The organism is Actinomadura sp. 1N219 (genome assembly GCF_044326405.1).
GTDB lineage: Bacteria > Actinomycetota > Actinomycetes > Streptosporangiales > Streptosporangiaceae > Spirillospora.
In genome coordinates, this window is the sequence record NZ_JBIRAY010000006.1 from 234,884 (window position 1) to 256,213 (window position 21,330).

At 69.3% G+C, this 21,330-nt stretch carries 29 protein-coding genes; 6 read left to right on the forward strand and 23 right to left on the reverse strand.

Annotated elements, in window-relative coordinates:
• Positions 1-5: 5 nt before the first annotated feature.
• From rplX to ACH35V_RS20835, 20 genes are all read right to left on the reverse strand, one after another.
• Positions 6-326, reverse strand: a complete 321-nt coding sequence (rplX, locus tag ACH35V_RS20740; protein WP_395974473.1) for a 50S ribosomal protein L24 — start codon at positions 324-326, stop codon at positions 6-8.
• Positions 326-694, reverse strand: a complete 369-nt coding sequence (gene rplN / locus ACH35V_RS20745; RefSeq protein ID WP_021596728.1) for a 50S ribosomal protein L14 — start codon at positions 692-694, stop codon at positions 326-328. The genes rplX and rplN overlap by 1 nt, the downstream gene beginning before the upstream one ends.
• 63 nt (positions 695-757) lie before the next feature.
• On the reverse strand, positions 758-1,042 hold the full coding sequence (gene rpsQ, locus ACH35V_RS20750; protein ID WP_395974475.1) for a 30S ribosomal protein S17: 285 nt from the start codon (positions 1,040-1,042) through the stop codon (positions 758-760).
• Positions 1,039-1,275, reverse strand: coding sequence for a 50S ribosomal protein L29 (rpmC, locus tag ACH35V_RS20755; protein WP_395974477.1), 237 nt, complete (start codon positions 1,273-1,275; stop codon positions 1,039-1,041). The genes rpsQ and rpmC overlap by 4 nt, the downstream gene beginning before the upstream one ends.
• Positions 1,275-1,694, reverse strand: a complete 420-nt coding sequence (gene rplP, locus ACH35V_RS20760; protein ID WP_138643275.1) for a 50S ribosomal protein L16 — start codon at positions 1,692-1,694, stop codon at positions 1,275-1,277. Before rplP ends, rpmC begins: the two co-directional genes overlap by 1 nt.
• Before the next feature lie 7 nt (positions 1,695-1,701).
• Positions 1,702-2,586: a 30S ribosomal protein S3 gene (rpsC, locus tag ACH35V_RS20765; protein ID WP_395974479.1), complete on the reverse strand. Its 885-nt coding sequence runs from the start codon at positions 2,584-2,586 to the stop codon at positions 1,702-1,704.
• Positions 2,586-2,969, reverse strand: a complete 384-nt coding sequence (gene rplV / locus ACH35V_RS20770; protein ID WP_328363157.1) for a 50S ribosomal protein L22 — start codon at positions 2,967-2,969, stop codon at positions 2,586-2,588. The genes rpsC and rplV overlap by 1 nt, the downstream gene beginning before the upstream one ends.
• Positions 2,970-2,995: 26 nt before the next feature.
• On the reverse strand, positions 2,996-3,277 hold the full coding sequence (gene rpsS / locus ACH35V_RS20775) for a 30S ribosomal protein S19 (protein ID WP_131963170.1): 282 nt from the start codon (positions 3,275-3,277) through the stop codon (positions 2,996-2,998).
• A 12-nt stretch (positions 3,278-3,289) separates the two neighbouring features.
• Positions 3,290-4,123: a 50S ribosomal protein L2 gene (gene rplB / locus ACH35V_RS20780; RefSeq protein WP_395951214.1), complete on the reverse strand. Its 834-nt coding sequence runs from the start codon at positions 4,121-4,123 to the stop codon at positions 3,290-3,292.
• A gap of 40 nt (positions 4,124-4,163) precedes the next feature.
• Positions 4,164-4,463 (reverse strand): 50S ribosomal protein L23, encoded by a 300-nt coding sequence (gene rplW / locus ACH35V_RS20785; protein WP_131890072.1) that lies wholly within the window; start codon positions 4,461-4,463, stop codon positions 4,164-4,166.
• Positions 4,464-4,475: 12 nt separating this feature from the next.
• Entirely contained in the window at positions 4,476-5,078 is a 603-nt protein-coding gene (gene rplD / locus ACH35V_RS20790) for a 50S ribosomal protein L4 (protein WP_395974482.1), read from the reverse strand.
• Complete coding sequence (gene rplC / locus ACH35V_RS20795) at positions 5,075-5,725, reverse strand: 50S ribosomal protein L3 (protein ID WP_131963173.1); 651 nt, start codon at positions 5,723-5,725, stop codon at positions 5,075-5,077. The genes rplD and rplC overlap by 4 nt, the downstream gene beginning before the upstream one ends.
• Before the next feature lie 13 nt (positions 5,726-5,738).
• A complete protein-coding gene (rpsJ, locus tag ACH35V_RS20800; RefSeq protein ID WP_018657599.1) occupies positions 5,739-6,047 on the reverse strand; it encodes a 30S ribosomal protein S10 in 309 nt (102 codons plus the stop codon).
• A 99-nt stretch (positions 6,048-6,146) separates the two neighbouring features.
• A complete protein-coding gene (gene tuf / locus ACH35V_RS20805) occupies positions 6,147-7,340 on the reverse strand; it encodes an elongation factor Tu (RefSeq protein ID WP_395974483.1) in 1,194 nt (397 codons plus the stop codon).
• 85 nt (positions 7,341-7,425) lie between these two features.
• A complete protein-coding gene (fusA, locus tag ACH35V_RS20810; RefSeq protein WP_395974485.1) occupies positions 7,426-9,537 on the reverse strand; it encodes an elongation factor G in 2,112 nt (703 codons plus the stop codon).
• Between the two features lie 40 nt (positions 9,538-9,577).
• Positions 9,578-10,048, reverse strand: a complete 471-nt coding sequence (gene rpsG / locus ACH35V_RS20815) for a 30S ribosomal protein S7 (protein ID WP_131963176.1) — start codon at positions 10,046-10,048, stop codon at positions 9,578-9,580.
• A complete protein-coding gene (rpsL, locus tag ACH35V_RS20820; protein WP_117398359.1) occupies positions 10,048-10,422 on the reverse strand; it encodes a 30S ribosomal protein S12 in 375 nt (124 codons plus the stop codon). Before rpsL ends, rpsG begins: the two co-directional genes overlap by 1 nt.
• A 623-nt stretch (positions 10,423-11,045) precedes the next feature.
• Positions 11,046-12,665 carry a hypothetical protein gene (locus ACH35V_RS20825; protein WP_395974487.1) on the reverse strand — a complete coding sequence of 540 codons (1,620 nt, stop codon included), beginning with the start codon at positions 12,663-12,665 and terminating at the stop codon, positions 11,046-11,048.
• A gap of 149 nt (positions 12,666-12,814) precedes the next feature.
• Entirely contained in the window at positions 12,815-13,795 is a 981-nt protein-coding gene (locus ACH35V_RS20830) for an aldo/keto reductase (RefSeq protein ID WP_395974488.1), read from the reverse strand.
• 11 nt (positions 13,796-13,806) lie between these two features.
• Positions 13,807-14,628 carry an EamA family transporter gene (locus ACH35V_RS20835; RefSeq protein WP_395974489.1) on the reverse strand — a complete coding sequence of 274 codons (822 nt, stop codon included), beginning with the start codon at positions 14,626-14,628 and terminating at the stop codon, positions 13,807-13,809.
• 34 nt (positions 14,629-14,662) lie between these two features.
• Between ACH35V_RS20835 and ACH35V_RS20840 the strand changes: the two genes are divergently transcribed.
• The 3 genes from ACH35V_RS20840 to ACH35V_RS20850 all read left to right on the forward strand — a co-directional run bounded on the left by ACH35V_RS20840 (position 14,663) and on the right by ACH35V_RS20850 (position 16,237).
• Positions 14,663-15,145, forward strand: a complete 483-nt coding sequence (locus tag ACH35V_RS20840) for an Lrp/AsnC family transcriptional regulator (RefSeq protein ID WP_395974491.1) — start codon at positions 14,663-14,665, stop codon at positions 15,143-15,145.
• 26 nt (positions 15,146-15,171) lie between these two features.
• A complete protein-coding gene (locus ACH35V_RS20845; protein WP_395974493.1) occupies positions 15,172-15,522 on the forward strand; it encodes a winged helix-turn-helix transcriptional regulator in 351 nt (116 codons plus the stop codon).
• A gap of 76 nt (positions 15,523-15,598) precedes the next feature.
• Entirely contained in the window at positions 15,599-16,237 is a 639-nt protein-coding gene (locus ACH35V_RS20850) for an NADPH-dependent F420 reductase (protein ID WP_395974494.1), read from the forward strand.
• Positions 16,238-16,249: 12 nt separating this feature from the next.
• On the opposite strand, the gene ACH35V_RS20855 is transcribed toward ACH35V_RS20850, so the two are convergent.
• Complete coding sequence (locus tag ACH35V_RS20855) at positions 16,250-16,933, reverse strand: TetR/AcrR family transcriptional regulator C-terminal domain-containing protein (protein ID WP_395974495.1); 684 nt, start codon at positions 16,931-16,933, stop codon at positions 16,250-16,252.
• 96 nt (positions 16,934-17,029) lie between these two features.
• Between ACH35V_RS20855 and ACH35V_RS20860 the strand changes: the two genes are divergently transcribed.
• Entirely contained in the window at positions 17,030-18,499 is a 1,470-nt protein-coding gene (locus tag ACH35V_RS20860; protein WP_395974497.1) for an MFS transporter, read from the forward strand.
• Positions 18,500-18,636: 137 nt separating this feature from the next.
• Here ACH35V_RS20860 and ACH35V_RS20865 read toward each other — a convergent pair whose 3' ends face one another.
• A complete protein-coding gene (locus tag ACH35V_RS20865) occupies positions 18,637-19,656 on the reverse strand; it encodes a DNA polymerase IV (protein ID WP_395974498.1) in 1,020 nt (339 codons plus the stop codon).
• Positions 19,657-19,765: 109 nt separating this feature from the next.
• Here ACH35V_RS20865 and ACH35V_RS20870 point away from each other — a divergent pair, with 109 nt between their 5' ends.
• Both ACH35V_RS20870 and ACH35V_RS20875 read left to right on the forward strand, forming a co-directional pair.
• Entirely contained in the window at positions 19,766-20,236 is a 471-nt protein-coding gene (locus ACH35V_RS20870) for a hypothetical protein (RefSeq protein WP_395974500.1), read from the forward strand.
• Positions 20,233-20,559 carry a transcriptional regulator gene (locus tag ACH35V_RS20875; RefSeq protein WP_395974501.1) on the forward strand — a complete coding sequence of 109 codons (327 nt, stop codon included), beginning with the start codon at positions 20,233-20,235 and terminating at the stop codon, positions 20,557-20,559. The genes ACH35V_RS20870 and ACH35V_RS20875 overlap by 4 nt, the downstream gene beginning before the upstream one ends.
• Positions 20,560-20,599: 40 nt before the next feature.
• Here ACH35V_RS20875 and ACH35V_RS20880 read toward each other — a convergent pair whose 3' ends face one another.
• Complete coding sequence (locus ACH35V_RS20880) at positions 20,600-21,307, reverse strand: GAP family protein (protein WP_395974502.1); 708 nt, start codon at positions 21,305-21,307, stop codon at positions 20,600-20,602.
• Positions 21,308-21,330 lie beyond the last annotated feature (23 nt).

Consider the following 21,330-nt stretch of genomic DNA (forward strand, 5'->3'; position numbering starts at 1 on the left):
CGGTCTCAGATCTCCTTACCGCTGCGCCGCGAGATCCGGACCTTGGTCGTGGTGCCGTCGTCGTTCTCGTCGATGCGGTATCCGACCCGGATCGGCTTGCCGTCCTCCACGATCGCGACGTTGCTGACGTGCAGCGGCGCCTCGACCGTGACGCGGCCGCTCTCCTTGCCGGCCCGCTGCGCGTCGGCCTTGATGTTCTTGGTGATGAGGTTGACGCCCTCGACGACCACCCGCTCCTCGCGGGGGATGGTGCGCAGGACCTTGCCGGTCGCGCCCTTGTCCTTGCCGGCGAGGACGATCACCTCGTCGCCCTTACGGATCTTCATCAGAGCACCTCCGGCGCGAGCGAGATGATGCGCATGAACTTCTTCTCGCGCAGTTCGCGGCCCACCGGGCCGAAGATTCGGGTGCCGCGGGGGTCACCGCCGTCCTTGATCAGAACGGCCGCGTTCTCGTCGAAGCGGATGTAGGAGCCGTCCGGGCGCCGGCGCTCCTTGCGGGTGCGCACGACGACCGCCTTGACGACGTCACCCTTCTTCACGCCCGCGCCGGGAAGGGCGTCCTTCACCGTCGCGACGATGATGTCGCCGACTCCCGCGTAGCGCCGACCCGAGCCGCCGAGAACCCGGATGCAAAGGATCTCCTTCGCACCCGTGTTGTCGGCGACCTTGAGTCGCGACTCCTGCTGGATCACGTCAACTCCTGTTCGTCACACCGGTTCTGCCACGTCTCCGCGGCAGCCTGGTGGAACCAGTAATTACTTGGCCTTCTCGAGGATCTCCACCACGCGCCACCGCTTGGTGGCCGACAGCGGGCGGGTCTCCATGAGCCGGACGCGGTCGCCGACGCCACACTCGTTGGCCTCGTCGTGCGCCTTGTAGTTCTTCGTGCGGCGGATCACCTTGTGGTACTTGGCGTGCTTCACGCGGTCCTCGACGGACACGACCACGGTCTTGTCCATCTTGTCGCTGGTCACGAGACCCTCAAGGATCTTGCGACTGTTCCGCTGCCCGGCGGTCTGCTCGGTCTGCTGCTCGGTCATTCCTTGTCCTCCGCGTCCTCGACCGTGACGATGCCGAGCTCGCGCTCCCGCATCACGGTGTAGATGCGGGCGATCTCGCGCTTGACCTCGCGGAGCCGCCCGTGGCTCTCAAGCTGACCGGTCGCGGCCTGGAAGCGGAGGTTGAACAGCTCCTCCTTGGCCTCCTTGAGCTTGGTGACCAGGACGTCCTCGGGCTCGGTCCGCAGGTCGTCGGCGGTAAGACCCTTGGCCATCAGGACTCACCCACCTCTCGCTTCACGATCTTGCACTTCATCGGCAGCTTGTGGATCGCGCGCGTGAGGGCTTCCCGGGCGATCTGCTCGTTCGGGTAGGAGATCTCGAACAGCACGCGGCCCGGCTTCACGTTGGCGACCCACCACTCCACGGAGCCCTTGCCGGAGCCCATGCGGGTCTCGGCGGGCTTCTTGGTCAGCGGACGGTCCGGGAAGATGTTGATCCAGACCTTGCCGCCGCGCTTGATGTGCCGGGTCATCGCGATACGCGCGGCCTCGATCTGCCGGTTCGTCACGTACGCGGGCTCGACCGCCTGGATGCCGTACTCGCCGAACACCACCCTCGTGCCGCCCTTGGCCATGCCGCGGCGCTTCGGGTGGTGCTGCTTGCGGTGCCTGACCTTGCGAGGGATCAGCATGGGTTACTCAGCTCCCCTCACCCTGCGGAGCAGCCTCGGCGGCCGGCGCCTGCTGCTCGGAACTCTGCTGCTGCTTGGGCGCGCCGCCGCGGTCGCCGCCACCGGCACCGCCGCGCTCGCCGCCACCGGCGCCGCCGCGTCCGCCACGGCCGCCGCGGCCACCGCCACGGCGCTCGCCGCCACCGCCGCCGCCGCCGCGGCGCTCACGGCCACCGCCGCCGCCCGCGGCGCGCTGCTGCGCGGCCTTCTGCTCGCGCTCGGCGCGCGTCGCCGCGGCCTCGCCCTTGTAGATCCACACCTTGACGCCGATGCGGCCGAACGTCGTCCGGGCCTCGTAGAAGCCGTAGTCGATGTCGGCGCGCAGCGTGTGCAGCGGGACCTGGCCCTCGCGGTAGAACTCCGACCGCGACATCTCGGCGCCGCCGAGGCGGCCGCCGCACTGCACCTTGATGCCCTTGGCGCCCGACTTCATCGCGGACTGGATCGCCTTGCGCATGGCGCGGCGGAACGCGACCCGGCTGGACAACTGCTCGGCCACGCCCTGCGCGACGAGCTGCGCGTCGATCTCGGGGTTCTTGACCTCGAGGATGTTCAGCCTGACCTGCTTGCCGGTCAGCTTCTCCAGGTCGCCGCGGAGGCGCTCGGCCTCCGCGCCGCGGCGGCCGATGACGATGCCCGGCCGGGCGGTGTGGATGTTGACCTCGACACGGTCACGGGTCCGCTCGATCTCCACCTTGGAGATGCCCGCCCGGTCCATGCCCTTCTGCAGCATGCGCCGGATCTGGACGTCTTCCTTGACGTAGTCCTTGTAGAGCTTGTCGGCGAACCACACGGACTTGTGGTCGGTGGTGATGCCGAGCCGGAACCCGTGCGGGTTGATCTTCTGACCCACTACCGGGCCCTCCTCGTCTTCTTACCGCCGCCGGACGCGGACGCTGCTTCGTCCCGCGACTCCACGACCACGGTGATGTGGCTCGTGCGCTTGTTGATGCGGTAAGCCCGGCCCTGGGCGCGGGGACGGAAACGCTTCAGCGTCGGCCCCTCGTCCACGTACGCCCGGCTGACGACGAGCGTGTCGGTGTCGAGCTTGAAGTTGTGCTCGGCGTTGGCGATGGCACTCGCCAGCACCTTGCCCACCGGCTCACTCGCAGCCTGGGGGGCGAACCGCAGCACCGCCTGAGCCTCCGCGGCCGGGAGGCCGCGGATGAGGTCCACCACGCGGCGGGCCTTCCTGGGCGTGACGCGGATGAACCGCGCCTGGGCCCTGGCTTCCATCGCTTTCCCTCTCTCTGCCGGCCTGCTCAGCCGCGACGGCTGCGGCGGTCTTCCTTGACATGGCTGCGGAACGTGCGCGTCGGCGCGAACTCGCCGAGCTTGTGCCCCACCATGGAGTCGGTGATGAACACCGGGACGTGCTTGCGGCCGTCGTGCACGGCGATCGTGTGACCGATCATGTCCGGCACGATCATGGAGCGCCGCGACCACGTCTTGATGACGTTCTTGGTGCCCTTCTCGTTCTGGTCGTCCACCTTCTTCATGAGGTGGTCGTCCACGAACGGGCCCTTCTTAAGGCTACGTGGCATGACGAGCGACTCCTACCGCTTCTTCTTGCTGCGACGACGGACGATCAGCCGGTCGCTCGACTTGTTCGCCTGGCGAGTGCGGCCTTCCTTCTTGCCGGCCGGGTTGACCGGGTGCCGGCCACCGGAGGTCTTGCCCTCACCACCACCGTGCGGGTGGTCGATCGGGTTCATGGCCACGCCGCGGACGGTCGGGCGCTTGCCCTTCCACCGCATGCGGCCGGCCTTGCCCCAGTTGATGTTCGACTGCTCGGCGTTGCCGACCTCGCCGACCGTCGCGCGGCAGCGCACGTCCACCATCCGCATCTCGCCGGACGGCATGCGCAGCGTGGCGTACTTGCCCTCCTTGGCCAGCAGCTGGACGCCGGCGCCCGCGCTGCGGGCGATCTTGGCGCCGCCGCCGGGCCGGAGCTCGATGGCGTGGATGACGGTACCGGTCGGGATGTTGCGCAGCGGGAGGCAGTTGCCCGGCTTGATGTCGGCGCCCGGCCCGTTCTCAACCCGGTCGCCCTGCTTCAGGCCGCGCGGGGCGAGGATGTAGCGCTTCTCGCCGTCCACGTAGTGCAGCAGCGCGATCCGGGCGGTGCGGTTCGGGTCGTACTCGATGTGCGCGACCTTCGCCGGGACGCCGTCCTTGTCGTGCCGCCGGAAGTCGATGATGCGGTAGGCGCGCTTGTGCCCGCCGCCCTGGTGCCGGGTCGTGATGCGGCCGTGGTTGTTGCGGCCGCCCTTCTTGGGGAGCGGACGCAGCAGCGACTTCTCGGGCTCGGTGCGCGTGATCTCGACGAAGTCGGCCACGCTGGAGCCGCGACGACCGGGAGTCGTCGGCTTGTAGTTACGGATGCCCATCTTATTCGTTCATCCCTTGTCTGCTTCGGGCCCCGGCCGGTTAGGCCGGGCCGCCGAAGATGTCGATCCGCTCGCCCTCGGCCAGGCTGACGATGGCGCGCTTGGTGTCCTTGCGCTTGCCGTAGCCGAACCGGGTGCGCTTGCGCTTGCCCTGCCGGTTGAGCGTGTTCACGCTCGTCACCTTGACTCCGAACACCGCCTCGACCGCCTGCTTGATCTGGGTCTTGTTGGCGTCCGGGCGGACGACGAACGTGTACTTGTTCTCGTCCAGCAGCCCGTAGCTCTTCTCCGAGACGACCGGCGCGATGATGATGTCGCGGGGGTCGGCGATCTTGTTCATGTGCGACCCTCCTTACTTCTTCGCCGCACGCGAGATGAACTCGTCGTACGCCGCCTTCGTGAAGACGACATCGTGGTTCACCAGCACGTCGTAGGTGTTGAGCTGGTCGGAGACGAGCACGTGCACGGCGGGCTCGTTGCGCAGGCTCTTCCAGGTCACCTCGTCCTCGCGGTCCACGACCACCAGGACGCGCTTGGCCTCGGTGACCTCGCGCAGCGCCTTCAGCGCCGTCTTCGTCTTCGGGGTGTCGCCCTCGATGAGGTGGTCGACCACGTGCACCCGGCCGTACCGGGCGCGGTCGGACAGCGCGCCGCGAAGCGCCGCCGCCTTCATCTTCTTGGGCGTCTTCTGGGTGTAGTCGCGCTGCTGGGGGCCGTGCACGATGCCGCCGCCGGCGAACTGGGGCGCGCGGGTCGAGCCCTGGCGGGCGCGTCCCGTCCCCTTCTGCCGGTACGGCTTGCGGCCGCCGCCGCGCACGTCGCCGCGCGTCTTGGTCGAGTGCGTGCCCTGCCGCGCCGCCGCCTCCTGAGCCACCACGACCTGATGGATCAGCGGGATGTTGGTCTTCGCGTCGAAGACCTCGGCCGGCAGGTCGATGTCGAGCTTGGAGGTCACTTGCCCGCTCCCTTCGTCGCGTCGCGGACCAGCACCACGCCGCCGTTGGGACCGGGAACCGCGCCCTTGATCAGCAGCAGGTTCTTCTCCGCGTCGATGGCGTGGACGGTCAGGTTCTGCACGGTGGTGCGGGCGTTGCCGTGCCGTCCCGCCATGCGGAGGCCCTTGAAGACGCGACCGGGGGTCGCGCAGCCGCCGATCGAACCCGGCGAGCGGTGCTTGCGCTGGGTGCCGTGCGAGGCGCCGAGGCCCTTGAACCCGTGGCGCTTCATGACACCGGCGGTGCCCTTGCCCTTGCTCGTGCCGGTCACGTCGATCTTCTGGCCGGCCTCGAAGACGTCGGCGGTGATCTCCTGGCCGAGTTCGTACCCGGTGGTGTCGTCAGCGCGCAGTTCGACGATGTAGCGGCGCGGCGTGACGCCGGCCTTCTCGAAGTGACCCGTGCGCGGCTTGTTCACCTTGCGCGGGTCGATCTGCCCGAACCCGATCTGGACGGCGGTGTACCCGTCGTTCTCCTGGGTCTTGAGCTGCGTGACGACACACGGCCCGGCCTGGACGACGGTCACCGGAACGATCCGGCCCTCATCGTCGAAGACCTGGGTCATGCCGAGCTTCTCGCCCAGGACGCCCTTCCTCTGCGTACTCATGTCGGTGCGTCCCTCAGAGCTTGATCTCGATGTCGACGCCGGCCGGAAGGTCGAGCCGCATCAGCGAGTCAACCGTCTTGGGCGTCGGGTCGATGATGTCGATCAACCGCTTGTGCGTGCGCATCTCGAAGTGCTCGCGGCTGTCCTTGTACTTGTGCGGCGAGCGGATGACGCAGTACACGTTCTTCTCGGTCGGCAGCGGCACCGGGCCCGCGACCTTGGCGCCCGTCCGCGTCACCGTCTCAACGATCTTCTTCGCGGAGGTGTCGATGACCTCGTGGTCGTAGGCCTTGAGCCGGATGCGGATCTTCTGTCCCGCCATGGTGGCCTCGGTGTCCTTTGCTGTAGTGCCGCTGGATACTTCTTGGTGGCGTAGCGCGGCGGCCCCGCCAGGCGGCGGGGCCGCCCCGCTACGACGGTGCTACTTGATGACCTTGATGACGCGACCCGAGCCGACCGTCCGGCCACCCTCGCGGATGGCGAACTTCAGGCCCTCCTCCATGGCGACGGGCTGGATCAGCTCGACGCGCATCTCGGTGTTGTCGCTCGGCATGACCATCTCGGTGCCCTCGGGGAGGTTCACCACGCCGGTCACGTCGGTGGTCCGGAAGTAGAACTGCGGACGGTAGTTGTTGAAGAACGGCGTGTGCCGCCCGCCCTCGTCCTTGGACAGGATGTAGACCTGCGCCTCGAACTCGGTGTGCGGGGTCGTGGTGCCCGGCTTGATGACGCACTGGCCGCGCTCGACGTCCTCGCGCTTGACGCCCCGCAGGAGCAGGCCGACGTTGTCGCCCGCCTGGCCCTGGTCGAGGAGCTTGCGGAACATCTCGACGCCGGTGACGGTCGTCGTGGTCTTCTCGTTCTTGATGCCGATGATGTCGACGGTCTCGTTGACGTTCACGACACCGCGCTCGACGCGGCCGGTCACGACCGTGCCGCGGCCGGTGATCGAGAAGACGTCCTCGATCGGCATCAGGAACGGCTTCTCGACGTCGCGGGTCGGCTCCGGCACGTTCTCGTCGACGGCGTCCATCAGCTCGCCGATCGACGCCGACCACTTCTCGTCGCCCTGCAGGGCCTGGAACGCGGAGACGCGGATGACCGGCAGGTCGTCGCCCGGGAACTCGTACTCGGTGAGCAGCTCGCGGACCTCGAGCTCGACGAGCTCCAGGATCTCCTCGTCGTCCACCATGTCGCACTTGTTCAGCGCGACGACGATGTACGGGACGCCGACCTGGCGGGCCAGGAGCACGTGCTCCTTGGTCTGCGGCATCGGGCCGTCGGTGGCGGCCACCACCAGGATGGCGCCGTCCATCTGCGCCGCACCGGTGATCATGTTCTTGATGTAGTCCGCGTGACCCGGGCAGTCCACGTGCGCGTAGTGCCGCGCCTCGGTCTGGTACTCGACGTGCGCGATCGAGATGGTGATGCCGCGCTCGCGCTCCTCCGGCGCCTTGTCGATGTCCTCGAACGGCGTGAAGGGGTTGAGGTCCGGGTACTTGTCGTGGAGCACCTTGGTGATCGCCGCGGTAAGCGTGGTCTTACCGTGGTCGATGTGTCCAATGGTGCCGATGTTCACGTGCGGCTTCGTCCGCTCGAACTTGGCCTTCGCCACTGGTTGCTCCTTGCTTGCGATCCTCGGCCGTCCTCGACGACCGTTTCGATGTGCGTTCTGGTGATCTGGTAGGGCAGGCCGGGTTTTACTCGCCCCGTGCCTTGGCGATGATCTCCTGCGCGACGTTCCCCGGAACCTCGGCATAGGAGTCGAACTGCATCGTGAAGACAGCCCGGCCCTGGGTCTTGCTGCGCAGATCACCCACGTAGCCGAACATCTCGGAGAGCGGCACGAGCGCCTTGATGACGCGCATGCCGTGCCGCTCGTCCATGGACTGGACCTGACCTCGGCGGCTGTTGAGGTCGCCGATCACGTCGCCCATGTTGTCCTCGGGCGTGGTGACCTCGACCGCCATCATCGGCTCCAGCAGCGTGGGGGACGCCCTGCGGGCGGCCTCCTTGAACGCCATGGAACCGGCGACCTTGAACGCCATCTCCGAGGAGTCGACCTCGTGGTAGGCGCCGTCCTTGAGGGTGACCTTGACGCCGACCATCGGGTAGCCGGCGAGGACACCGAACTCGGCGGCCTCCTGGCAGCCCGCGTCGACCGACGGGATGTACTCCCGCGGGATGCGGCCGCCGGTGACCTTGTTCTCGAACTCGTAGCCGTCGGACCCGCCGCCGAGCGGCTCCAGGTCGATGATCACGCGGCCGAACTGGCCCGAGCCGCCCGTCTGCTTCTTGTGGGTGTACTCGACCTTCTCGACCTTGCGGCTGATCGTCTCGCGGTAGGCGACCTGCGGCTTGCCGACGTTGGCGTCGACCTTGAACTCGCGCTTCATCCGGTCGACGAGGATCTCCAGGTGGAGCTCGCCCATCCCGGAGATGACGGTCTGGCCGGTGTCCTCGTCGGTGCGGACCTGGAAGGACGGGTCCTCCTCGGCGAGCCGCTGGATGGCGGTGCCGAGCTTCTGCTGGTCGGCCTTGGTCTTCGGCTCGATCGCGACGTGGATGACCGGCGCCGGGAAGTTCATCGACTCGAGGACGATCGGGTTCTTGTCGTCCGACAGCGTCTCGCCGGTGGTGGTCTGCTTGAGGCCCATCACCGCGACGATGTCGCCGGCGCCCGCGCGCTCGATCTCGGTGCGCTTGTTGGCGTGCATCCGGTAGATCTTGCCGATGCGCTCCTTGCGCTCCTTGACGGAGTTCATCACGTTGGAGCCGGACTCCATGACGCCCGAGTAGACGCGCACGAAGGTGAGCTTGCCGAGGTGCGGGTCGCTCGCGATCTTGAAGGCGAGCGCGGAGAACGGCTCCTCCTCGCTCGGCCTGCGCGACAGCACCTTCTCCTCGTCGCGGACGGCGTGGCCCTCGATGGCCTCGACGTCCAGCGGCGACGGCAGGTAGCGGACGATCGCGTCCAGCAGCGGCTGCACGCCCTTGTTCTTGAACGCCGTGCCGCACGTCACCGGGGTGAGCTTCGCGGCGATCGTCGCGCGGCGGATGCCGTCGTGGAGCTGCTCGACGGTGGGCTCGTTGCCCTCCAGGTACAGCTCCATGATCTCGTCGTCGTTCTCGGCGAGGGTCTCGACCAGCTTGTCGTGCCACTCGCGCGCCGTCTCGACGTGCGTCTCGGGGATGTCGAGCGTGTCGTACATCTCGCCGAGCTTGGCCTCCTCGTTCCACACGAGGGCCTTCATGCGGACGAGGTCGATCACGCCCTTGAAGTCGGCCTCGGCGCCGATCGGCAGCTGCAGCACCAGCGGGGTCGCGCTGAGACGGCTCTCGATCATGTCGACGCAGCGGTGGAACTCCGCGCCGACCCGGTCGAGCTTGTTGACGAAGCACATGCGCGGGACGCCGTACCGGTCGGCCTGGCGCCACACCGTCTCGGACTGGGGCTCGACTCCGGCGACGCCGTCGAACACCGCGACCGCACCGTCGAGCACCCGCAGGTTGCGCTCCACCTCGATGGTGAAGTCGACGTGCCCGGGGGTGTCGATGATGTTGATGGTGTGCTTGACGTCGTCGACGGGCCACTCGCAGGTGGTGGCGGCGGAGGTGATGGTGATCCCCCGCTCCTGCTCCTGCTCCATCCAGTCCATGGTGGCGGCGCCGTCGTGGACCTCGCCGATCTTGTAGCTCATCCCCGTGTAGTAGAGGATGCGCTCGGTCGTCGTGGTCTTGCCCGCGTCGATATGGGCCATGATCCCGATGTTGCGGACCTTGGCCAGGTCTACACCGGTTTTGGTAGCCACTGTCGTCCTTCGCGTCGTCTCGTCGTTGCTGTTCGCCGGGTTACCAGCGGTAGTGGGCGAAGGCCTTGTTCGACTCCGCCATCTTGTGCGTGTCCTCACGCTTCTTGACGGAAGCGCCGAGGCCGTTGCTCGCGTCGAGCAGCTCGTTCATCAGCCGCTCGGTCATGGTCTTCTCGCGCCGCTGCCGGGCGTACACGACCAGCCAGCGCAGGGCCAGCGTGGTGCTGCGCGCCGGCCGCACCTCGACGGGGACCTGGTAGGTCGCGCCGCCGACGCGGCGGCTGCGGACCTCCAGGGTCGGCTTGACGTTGTCGAGGGCGCGCTTCAGCGTGACGACCGGGTCGTTGCCGGTCTTCTCGCGGGCGCCTTCGAGGGCGTCGTAGACGATGTTCTGCGCGATCGAACGCTTGCCGTCCAGGAGAATCTTGTTGATGAGCGCGGTGACCAGCGGCGAGTTGTAGACCGGGTCAGCGATGAGCTGGCGCTTGCCAGCGGGGCCCTTGCGCGGCATCAGCTCTTCTCCTTCTTCGCGCCGTAGTGGCTGCGGCCTTGCTTGCGGTTCCGGACGCCCTGGGTGTCCAGCGTGCCGCGAATGATCTTGTACCGAACGCCGGGGAGGTCCTTCACACGGCCGCCGCGCACGAGCACGATCGAGTGCTCCTGCAGGTTGTGGCCGACGCCGGGGATGTAGGCCGTGACCTCGATCCCGCTCGACAGCCGGACACGGGCGACCTTGCGGAGCGCCGAGTTCGGCTTCTTGGGCGTCGTCGTGTAGACGCGCGTGCAGACACCCCGGCGCTGGGGGCTGCCCTTGAGCGCGGGCGTCTTGTTCTTGGTCACCTTGTCCTGGCGGCCCTTGCGGACCAGCTGCTGGATCGTGGGCACCGCGTCTCCGTCTTCCTCGTACCGAGCCGGTAAGTCTTATTGCTGCAATCACCACCTCAGGCGAGGCTGTGACCTGCCGGTTTCCCGACCTCTCCGACCCACGCGGTCGGGCGTGTCGCCGCCACACGGAAATACAGCCGCGCGAAACCGACACAGACCGCCCGGCCCGTGTCTGGGGCCGAATCAAGCCGGGGAGCGAGTCCCTTCCATCCGGCGTGCCCGGGCGGCCTTAGACCACCAAGCCCACCGAGGATGAGAGAGCCTCATGTGATGCGGCGCTGGGGCTGGCCTGGGGGCCTCTCCGACGCGCACGCACAGCGGCCCGCACTGCGGGCACAAGTGAAGAGGTTACCGAGCCCCGCGTGAAAGTGCAAAGTGAGCGCGCACTACCGTGCGCCCGCCCTCCGGCGCAAGCCCGGGGTTTCGTTCGGGTCTCGGGGAGCCTTCTCCCCGTAGGTATGAACGGCGGGACTCCGACGGGTGTTCCCGGCTCCGCGATCGGCCGTGCGGCCGCCTCGGAGAAAGGTGAACCCGTCGGCATTGTGTCCCAGGTGAGGGCCGTTGGGGAAGACGTGGACGAGGTTTTACCTTCGTCCTGATCGTCCCTGTCGGCGTGGGCCGTCCTATCGGAGGAAGGCGAGGTAGACCACGGCGAGGACCACCACGAGGGCGACGCCGCCGCCGACGATGAGCAGGAGCATGTTCTTGCTGCCCTTGCCCTCGCCGCTGCCGGTGCCGTAGCCGGGCTGCTGGCCGTACTGGCCCTGCTGGCCGTAGGGCTGCTGCTGGCCGTACTGGCCTGGCTGACCGTATTGCTGGCCCTGGCCTGGCGCCTGCCCTGGGGCTCCGGGGGCCTGGGCCATCTGCTCGCCCGGCTGGCCGTACTGCTGCCCGTAACCCTGCTGCTGCCCATAGGGCTGCTGCTGGCCGTAGCCCTGCTGCTGTTCGCCGTACTGCTGCTGTTGTTCGCCGTACTGCTGCTGGCCGTAGGGCTGCTGCTGCTGGGGCTGCTGTTGCGGCGCCTGCTGGCCCCACTGCTGCTGGCCGATGTCCATCCGGGTGTGGTCGGCCAGGCCCTGCGGCTCGGCGGGCTGGGCGCCCTGGGCACCCGGGTTGAACACCTCGGTGGCGGGCGCCTCCTCCGGACCGCTCTCGCTGTGCGGACGGTACGGGTCCTCCTGCGGGACGGACGGCTGCGCACCCGCGCCGAAGCCGGAGTCGGGCGGCGGGACCATCATCGTCCGCTCGGCGTCCAGGCCCTGCTGCCCGGGCTGGCCCTGCTGCCCGGGCTGGCTCTGCTGGGCGCCGCCGGGCTGGGACGTCTCCGGGGACCACGGCTCGGGCGTGGACGGCGGCGTCGGCGTCTGCCACGGCTCGGACGGGGGCTCCTGCTTGCGCTCCGGGCCGGTGGCGACCGGGATGTCGGTGCCGGGCGACCAGTGCAGCGTCGCCTGGTCGTCGATGACCGGCCGCTGCGGCTCGGGCTCCGGCGTCTCGGACGGCCCGGGGACGATCATCGTCCGGTCCGTCAGGGAGTCCTGCGGCTGCTCGCCCTGCGGCGGCTGCGCCGGGGGCTGCTCACCGGCGGGCTGCGTCGCGCCGGGGTCGCCTGGGAACGCTCCGCCGCCCTGGCCGCCGAACGGCTGCTGACCGTACTGCGGCAGCGGCTCCTGGGCCGTTTCCTGGGGCGAGCCGTGCATCGGCTGCTGCGGATACGCGGGCGGCTGCTGGCCGTAGGGCTGCTCCGGCGGCTGCTGGCCGTAGGGCGCCTGCTCCGGCTGCTGCCCGTAGCCGGGCTGGGGCTGGCCGTACTGCTGCTGCTCTCCGGGCGGCGCGTACTGCTGCTCCTGCGGCGGCGGGAACCCGCCGGGGCCGGGAGGCGTGCCGTAGGGCATCTGGCCGGCGGGCGGCTGGCCGTACGGGGCCTGCTGCTCCTGCGGTCCGCCGAACGGAGAGGGGGGCGGCGGCGGTGGCTGCTCGCCGAACTGCTGCACGGGCTGCTCGACCATCGTGGGAGGAGGCGCCGGCCGCTCTTCGTCGCGGGGCTCCTGCGCCGGCTGCTCCGGCTGGGCGGGCGGTTCCGGCTGGGCCGCTCCGGCGCCGCCGAGCTGCGGCGCGCCGAACACCACGGTGCGGTCGCCCAGCGGCCGGGCGGGAGGCTCCTGGGCCTCCGGCGGCGTGGGCTGCGCCTCGTCCTCCGGCAACGGCCGCTGCGGCCCCTGCGTGCCGTCATTCTCGGTCATCGTCGGGCTCCTTCAGCGGTCTTGCCATCCGTGGGCGTTCTGGCCCCCAGCCTGCCCCGATCGCCCGTGGTATCGCAAATCACCACCCTGTATAGACGCCGGACGTCCCCCAACCGTTCCGGCCGGGGGACGTCCAGGGGCGAGATATGTCAGGAATGCCCGAGGATCGGGTGCGGCCGGTACGGCGCCTCCAGCCGCGCGACCTCCTTTTCGTCCAGCTCCAGGCGTTCGGCGGCGATCGCGTCCTCAAGGTGCGTGAGTTTCGTCGCTCCGAAGATGGGCGCGGTCACCCCGGGACGTCCGAGCAGCCACGCGAGCGCGACCTGGGCCGCCGGGACGCCCCGCTCCCCCGCGACCTCCCGGACCACGTCGACGACGTCGAAGTCGTCCTCGGTGTACAGGCTGTCCCCGTAGGCGTCGTTCTGGGACCGGACGGTCTTGCGCTCACCGCCGCGCTCCCGGTTCCCGGCCAGCATCCCGCGGGCCAGCGGGCTCCACGGGATGAGGCCCACGCCCTGGTCGAGGCACAGCGGGATCATCTCCCGCTCCTCTTCGCGGTAGATGAGGTTGTAGTGGTTCTGCATGGTGACGAATTTCGTCCAGCCGTGGGTCTCCGCGACGTGCTGCGCCTTGGCGAACTGCCACGCGAACATGCTGGACGCGCCGATGTGCCGGACCTTGCCTGATTTCACGACGTCGTGCAGGGCCTCCATGGTCTCCTCAATGGGCGTCCCGTAGTCCCATCGGTGGATCTGGTAGAGGTCGACATGGTCGACGCCAAGCCGCCGCAGCGAATCGTCGATGCCCGCCATGATGTGCTTGCGCGACAGCCCTCGGTCGTTCGGTCCCGGCCCCATGGGGAGGCAGACCTTGGTGGCCAGGACGTAGTCGTCCCTGCGGGCGAAGAACTTCGGGAGCAGATGCCCTGTCAGTTCTTCGCTCGTGCCTTCCGCGTACACGTCAGCGGTGTCGAAGAACGTCACGCCCGCTTCCACGGCCCGCCGGATTATCGGTTCCGCGGCGTCCTCGTCCAGGATCCACGCCCGTTTCGACGGGTCGCCGTAGCTCATCATCCCGAGGCAGATGCGGGAGACCTTCGTTCCCGTCGTGCCGAGACGTACCTGTTCCATGACGGCTCCTTTCAACGTTCTCCACGGTGCAACGACACACCGGCGATCACCAACCCGATTCCGGCGAGTTCTGTAGGAACGGGTACCTGTTGCAGGACGACCAGCCCTACCACGGTCGCGGTGGCGGGCAGTAGGGCGACCATCAGCGCATAGGTGGCGCGGCTCAGGCGCGCCATAGCCAACTGGTCGCACACGTAGGGGATGACGGACGACGAGATGCCCACCCCGATGCCCGCTGCCAGCGCAACGGGGTCCGTCAGGACGGGCACGGCCTGGACGCCTCCGATCGGCAGGACGAACACCGTCGCGACCACCATCGCCATTGCCAATCCGTCGATTCCTCCGGCGTCCGACTGCGCGGCCCTATGCGCGACCACCACATACAGCGCAAACAGCGCAGCGTTCGCGAACGCGAAGACGAATCCGAGCGGCTCTCCTTCTAGGCGTACGTCCGTCAGTAGGTAGACGCCGGTGACGGCAGCGGCGAGGGCGGTGAGGTTGCGGCGCGTCCGCATCCCCACTGCCGCGAGCCCGATGACGGGCAGGAACTCGATCGCCGCCACCGTCGCTAGCGGGAGCCGCTCGATGGCCATGTAGAAGGACGAGTTCATGAGCGCGAGGACGGCGCCCCAGAGCAGGATCGTCCGCCAGGTGTCGCGGTTGAGCGTCCGCCAGGGGCGGCGCCACAGCAGGAACACCAGGACGGCGCTCCAGATACGCAACCCGGCGACACCCAGCGGGGCGACCCGGGAGAAAAGCAGGACGGCGAACGACGGGCCCAGATAGTGGAAAACCGCGCTGCCGACGAAGTACGACCAGGGCGGAAAGGACATGGCCGTATCGTCGGCGGGTTCGTAAGTTGGAGGAATGGCGAACCGAAGGGGCCGGCCAGGCCGCGCCTACGAACCCAAGCCGCTCGACGCGATCGACCTCAGGATCCTCACCGAGCTGCAGCGGGACGGCCGAGCCACCCTCGCCGACCTCGGCCGCCGCGTCGCGCTCTCCGCGCCCGCCGTCGCCGAACGGGTGCAGCGGCTGGAGGAGACGGGCGTGATCACGGGGTACCACGCGTCCGTCGACCCGGTCGCGCTCGGTTTCCCGATCACGATCCTCGTCCGCGTGAACCCGAGTCCGCGCGAGCTGAGCCGCATCCCGAAGATCGCCGACGAGATCCCGGAGATCGTCGAATGCCATCGCATCACGGGCGACGACTGCTTCTACTTCATCGCGCACCTGCGGACGGTCGAGGAGCTGGAGCCGATCCTCGACCGCTTCACCCCGTACGCGCGGACGACGACGTCCATCCTGCAGTCGGCTCCCGTCCCGCGGCGTCCGCTGCCCCTCGACTGACCCGCACGGCGCGTACGCTTTCCGTCGTGGTCGCCTATGACGTGTTCCTCACCGACTGCCCCGCCCGGACGACCCTCGATCTGATCTCCGACACGTGGTCCGTGGTCGTCATCGTGGCGCTGGGGCGCGGCCCGGCCCGGTACACCGACCTGCGCGACATGGTCGGCGGCATCAGCAACAAGATGCTGACGCAGACGCTGCGCCGGCTCGGCGAGAACGGCCTCGTCGAGCGCCGCGCCCTGCGGACCGCCCCGCCCGGCACCGAGTACAGCCTCACCGACCTGGGCCGCAGCCTCCTGATCCCGGTGACGGCGCTGACCCGGTGGGCCGAGGACAACACGGGCGCGCTCCTGGACGCCCGCGAAGTCGCCCCGTAGGGAACCGCGGGGTTCCTCACGGCCTTCTAGCGTCCTAAGCGTCCTGCGGCAGACCTCGAACCATTGGGAGGACGCAATGAAGATCGGTGTGCTCGGAGCCGGGAGGATGACCGAGGCGCTGGCGTCCGGCTGGGTGCGCGCCGGGCATGACGTGCTCGTCGGCGGGCGCACGGCGGGCAAGACCGCCGACCTCGCCAAGCGGATCGGCGCCCGTGCCGGGACGCTGCGCGAGGCCGCCGAGTTCGGCGACGCCGTCCTGGTCGCGGTCCTCCTCGCAGGGCTGGACGAGACGCTCCGCGCGGCGGGCGCCCCCGAGGGCACTCTCGCGGGCAAGACGGTGATCGACTGCGGCAACGCCGTCGACATCGCCGACTTCTCGCAGGTGACGTACGAGGGCGGCAGCTCGATGGCGGAGGAGATCGCCCGCCTGTCCCCCGGCGCCCATGTCGTCAAGGCGTTCAACCAGGCGCACGCCGACGTGTGGCGGATGCGGCCTCCGGTCTTCGGCGGCCGTCCGCTGGCCGTCCCCATCGCCGGGGCGGACGAGGGCAAGCCGGCCGCCGGCACGCTGATCAGGGACCTGGGCGCCGAGCCGCTGGACGCGGGCGACCTCACCCAGGCCCGCCACCTGGAGGCCATGGCGATCATCGTCATCCGGCTGCTGTTCTCCGGCGCCGACCCGCTGTCGGTCTTCGCCTTCCGTTCGCCGGAGTAACGCTGAGCCCGGCTACAGCTGCGCCTCCAGGCCGTCGAGGATGTAGGCCAGCCCCGCGCTGTAGCTCCCATCCCAGTCGTCGTCGTAGAGGTAGCCGTTGGCGGCCAGGGTCGGGTACCGGTCGCGGGCCGCCCGTAGCTGTTCCTGCCCCAGGCGGCGCTCCTCGTCGGTGATGTGCAGAGCGGTCTGCGACGAGGCGGACCCCATGACGTGGTTGTAGAGCGCCCAGGTCGCCGCCGAGAGGCGCCGGCCGGTGAACCCGGCGCGGGCGAGCGTCGCCTGGAGGATCTCCATCCCGGCGAGGAAGTTCGGGCCGATGGTGGGACGCCGCCGCGCCGGGACCGCAGCGGCCCAGGGGTGACGCAGCAGCGCGGCCCGCCAGCCGGCCAGGACCGCCGTGACGTCGTCGCGCCACTCCTCCGCGCGTCCGGCGCCCGGCTCCGGCGGGGCCTCCCCGAAGATCGCGTCGACCGCGAGGTCGATCACGTCGTCCTTGGTGTCGACGTGCCAGTACAGCGACGGCGCGACGACGTCGAGCCGCTCCGCGAGCCGCCGCATGGTGAGCCGGTCGATGCCCTCCTCGTCCAGCAGGGCCACCGCCGCCGCGACGATGCGGGCGTGCGTCAGCGGCGGCTCTCCCCGCTGCTCACGCCGGGGCCGCAGCCAGACGCTGCGCAGATCACTCGACTTGCCCATCGCACCTCTCCCGTGCCAACCGGTCGCCCCATCACGCTACAGTGTTCGCTGAACCGAACAATGTTAGGCAATCCCAAACAACGTTAGGGAGACACAGTGGAAGACGGTCGAAGGCGCTGGGCGACGCTGCTCGCGGTCAGCGCGGCCCAGCTCCTGGTGGTGCTGGACGGGACGATCATCAACATCGCGCTGCCGTCCGCACAGCAGGCGCTCGGGATGTCCGACACCGCCAGGCAGTGGGCCATCACCGCGTACGCGCTGGCCTTCGGCGGCCTCCTGCTCATCGGCGGCCGGATCAGCGGCGCACTGGGACACCGCCGCACGTTCATCGTCGGCCTGCTCGGCTTCGCGGGCTCGTCCGCGCTGGGCGGCGCCGCCACAAGCCCCGAGATGCTGTTCGGGGCACGAGCCCTGCAAGGGGTGTTCGCCGCCGCGCTGGCCCCCGCCGGCCTCTCACTCCTGACGATCACCTTCACCGGGGGACGCGAACGCGGCCGCGCCTTCGGAGTGTTCGCGGCGGTGGGCGCCGCGGGGTCGGCCATCGGCCTGATCGCAGGCGGACTGCTGACCGAGTACGCGAGCTGGCGCTGGTGCCTCTACATCAACGTCCCCGTCGCACTGCTCGCCGTCCTCGGCACGACACTCGTGCCCCGCGACCGGCCGAACCGCCGCGGCCAGGGCCTGGACGTGCCAGGCGCACTCCTGAGCGCCGCGGGCTTCGCAGCGGTGGTCTACGCGTTCGCCGAAGCCGAATCCGACAAGCGGAACGCCGCGCTGGCTCTCCTGGCCGGAGGTGTCCTGCTGACGATGTTCGTCGTCGTCGAGCTGCGCACGCGCCGCCCCCTCCTCCCCATGCGGATCCTGCTGCACCGCGCACGGGCCGGCGCCTTCCTCTCGATCACCCTGATGTTCGTCGCGATGTTCGGCTTCTACCTGTTCATGAGCTACTACACGCAGACCGTCCTCGGCTACTCGCCCGTCGAGGCGGGCCTCACCCTGATCATCAACGCCCTGGCCGCCCTGCTCGCCTCGACCCTCATCGCCGGACGCCTGCACGGCCGCGTCCCCCCGGCCGCGCTGATCCTCCCCGGCCTCCTCGCCGCGGCCGCGGGGATGCTGCTCCTGACGCGGCTGACCGCGTCCACCACGGACGTCTTCGCCCTTTACCTCGTCCCCGCCCTGATCCTCACCGGCCTGGGCATCGGCCTCGTCATGCCTCCCACCGCCGGCCTGGCCACCACCGCGATAGACCATCAGGACATCGGGTCGGCGTCAGCGGCGTACAACGCGTCCCAGCAACTCGGCGCCGCCCTGGGCACCGCCCTGCTCAACACGGTCGCCGCCAGCACCGCCGCGTCCTACCTCAACGCACACCCCGAGGCCACCCCCACAGCGGCGGTGGTCCACGGCTACACCACAGCCCTCACGATCGCCTTCACCATCCTCCTCACCGCCGCCCTCCTCACCACCCCCCTCCTCCTCACCCGCCGATCACGCCGACACCCCGTCGAGGAGATCCCCACAGACGAGACCGAAAAGAGCGTGCAATACGGCCATTCCACATGATCAACAACCGAAGGGCGGAGCGGGCGATGGCCGAGTCGGGCCCCGAACCGGCCGACCTGTTCTCCGGCCGCGAACATTCCGACGTCTAGCTGCGCCTCGACACGACCGGCGGCTGAGGCCGCTCCGTGTTCGCCTGGTCAGCGTTGGAATTCGGCGCGGACGCCTAGGAGGCGGACAGGGCGGCGTCCAGTGAACGCGTCGAGAGCGGCGAGGGCGGCCTCCTCGATCAGTTCCGGCTCGACGGACGGGGCCTCCAGCGTCCGGCCGTGGGTCTGGGTGATGAACGGCGCGTACCGGACTTTGACGATCACGCGTGCGACGTCCCTCCCCTCCTCGGCGACGTCACCGGCGACCCGCCGGGCCAGCTTGGACACTTCGCGTCGCACGTCCTCCCAGTCGGGCAGGTCGTCCTGGAACGTGGTCTCCCGGCCGCGCGACCTCGGGACGTGCGGCGCGTCACTCACCGGCGAGTTGTCGAGCCCTCGCGCGAGCAGCACCAGCCACGGCCCGTTCGTGGGGCCGAACTCGCCGGCGAGGACGTCGGGATCGGCGGCCGCGAGTTCGCGGACCGTGGCGATGTCCAGCCTCTTCAACCGCTTGGCCGTCTTGGCGCCGACGCCCCAGAGCGCGTCCGCCGGAAGGTCGCCGAGCACGTCGAACCAGGTTTCCGCGGTGATCCGGAAGATCCCGGCGGGCTTGCCGAAGCCGGTCGCCAGCTTGGCCTGGAGCTTGTTCTGCCCGATGCCGACCGTGCATTCGAGGCCCGTCGCCGCGCGCACCCGGTCGCGGATCTCGTGGGCCATCGCCTCCGGGTCGCCGTCGACGGCAAGGAACGCCTCGTCCCAGCCGAGCACCTCGACCACGACGCCGAGGCTCCGCAACGTAGCCATGACTTGGTCCGACACGGATTCGTAGAGGTCTCTGTCCACTGGGAGGAACACCGCGTCGGGGCAGCGCCGGGCCGCCGTCCGCAGCGGCAGGCCGGAATGCACGCCGTAGGCACGGGCCTCGTACGAAGCCGTGCTCACCACGCCGCGCTTCGTCGGATCACCGTCACCACCGACGACGACCGGCCGCCCGCGCAGCTCCGGGTGCCGAAGCACCTCGACGGCGGCGATGAACTGGTCCAGATCAACATGCAGGACCCACCAAGCCACCCCACCATTGTCCCTCCACCAGCACAAACGCCGAAGGGCGCGGGGGACGCTTGCCGCTTTGGAAAGTCTTGTGTTGACAAGGTGGAAACTAAGGGTCATAGTTTCCGGCATGGAAACACATGAGGATGAAGGCGCTGCGGGCGGTCGGCCTACTCCTGGGGAGGCTGCGGCGGCGCTGGAGGACGTCAAGCAGACTCGTGCCTCGCTGTCCGGCATCCGGACGCCGTTGTGGTACTTCGTCGCCCTCGGGATCTGGACCGCGCCGATCGGCCCCCTGGTGTCGATCACTCCGGACCCGCCGGCGGGGGTGGTGATCCTCCTGGCCGGGGTGGCGGTCTGGGCGGCGGGGCTCGGGGTGCTCATGCACGTGGTCGTCAAGCGGATGCGGGTGCTGGTGTGGCTGAACGACCGGCAGATGCGGCCGTTCGCCGTGATCATGCTTCCGCTGCTGGGCCTGTACGCCCTGGTGCAGAGCGCCGCCGACCCGCCTTGGGGCCCCGAGGCCATCACCGTGGTGGTCGCCGCGGGGATCATCGCATTCGGGGTGCATCACCGGCTGACGGGCGGACGGTCGTCATGACCCGGCAGGCCCCGGCCGACGGCGCCGCGGCCCCCGAAGCGTTCGACGCCGTCATCCACGCTCCGCAGCGGCTGCGCATCTGCGCGATGCTCGACGCGGTGACCCAGATCGAGTTCGGCCTGGTCCAGGAGCGGCTGGGAGTCAGCGCTTCGGTGCTCAGCAAGCACGTGAGCGTCCTGATGGACGCCGGTTACGTCGAGCAGCGCAAGGCGGTCCGCGACACGCGGCAGCGGGTGTGGCTCGAACTCACCGCCGAGGGACGCGCCGCCTACCGGGGGCACGTCGCGGCCCTCCGCAAGATCGTCGATCAGTCAGAGGCGTAGCGCCCTCAGGAGGCAGCGCCCGCTGATGACGTGACGAACGTCAGTCGATGAGGCCGCCGATGCCCTTGCCGAGCAGGACGAAGCCGATGACCAGCAGGAGCACGAACATCACCGTGGTGCTGTTGCGTTCGAGCCACACCTTCAAGGCGTCCAGCGGGCCGCGCATCCGGTCGGCGTCGAAGACGTACACCAGCACCGGGACCGCCACGCTGCACGCCGCGATCACGGCGAAGACGGCGACCGCCACGACCTCGCCGCCGACGCCCATCTCGCCCTGCGCGATGGCGATCCCGGCGGCGACGCACATGATCAGGTTCTTGGGGTTCACCGCCGACAGCAGCAGCCCCAGCGTCGCCGCTCTGGCCGGGGTGACCTCGTCGATCGCCTTCATCCACGAGGGAGTCTCGGCCTCCGCGCCCTCGCCGGGACGGGACGTCCACTGCCTGACGGCCAGGGTCAGGACGAGCACGCCCAGCAGCAGCTCGATCCACGAGACCGGCGTCTTGGGCCGGCCGGACGCACTGTTCATCCCGATGGCGTTCGCGATCACCACCAGCACGGTCGTGGCGATCACGATGCCGCCCGCCCATCCGGCCAGGAACCCCGGCCCGGTGGTGCGTGCGCGCGGCGACAACAGCATGAGGATCACCGCGATGATCGGGATCGGGCTGATCGCCACCCCGACCGCCAGCGGCAGCAGATTCCCGATGACCTCGCCCATGCCGGCCCCGAACGCAAGATCCCCCATGCCAGGGGATCTATCCAGCCCAC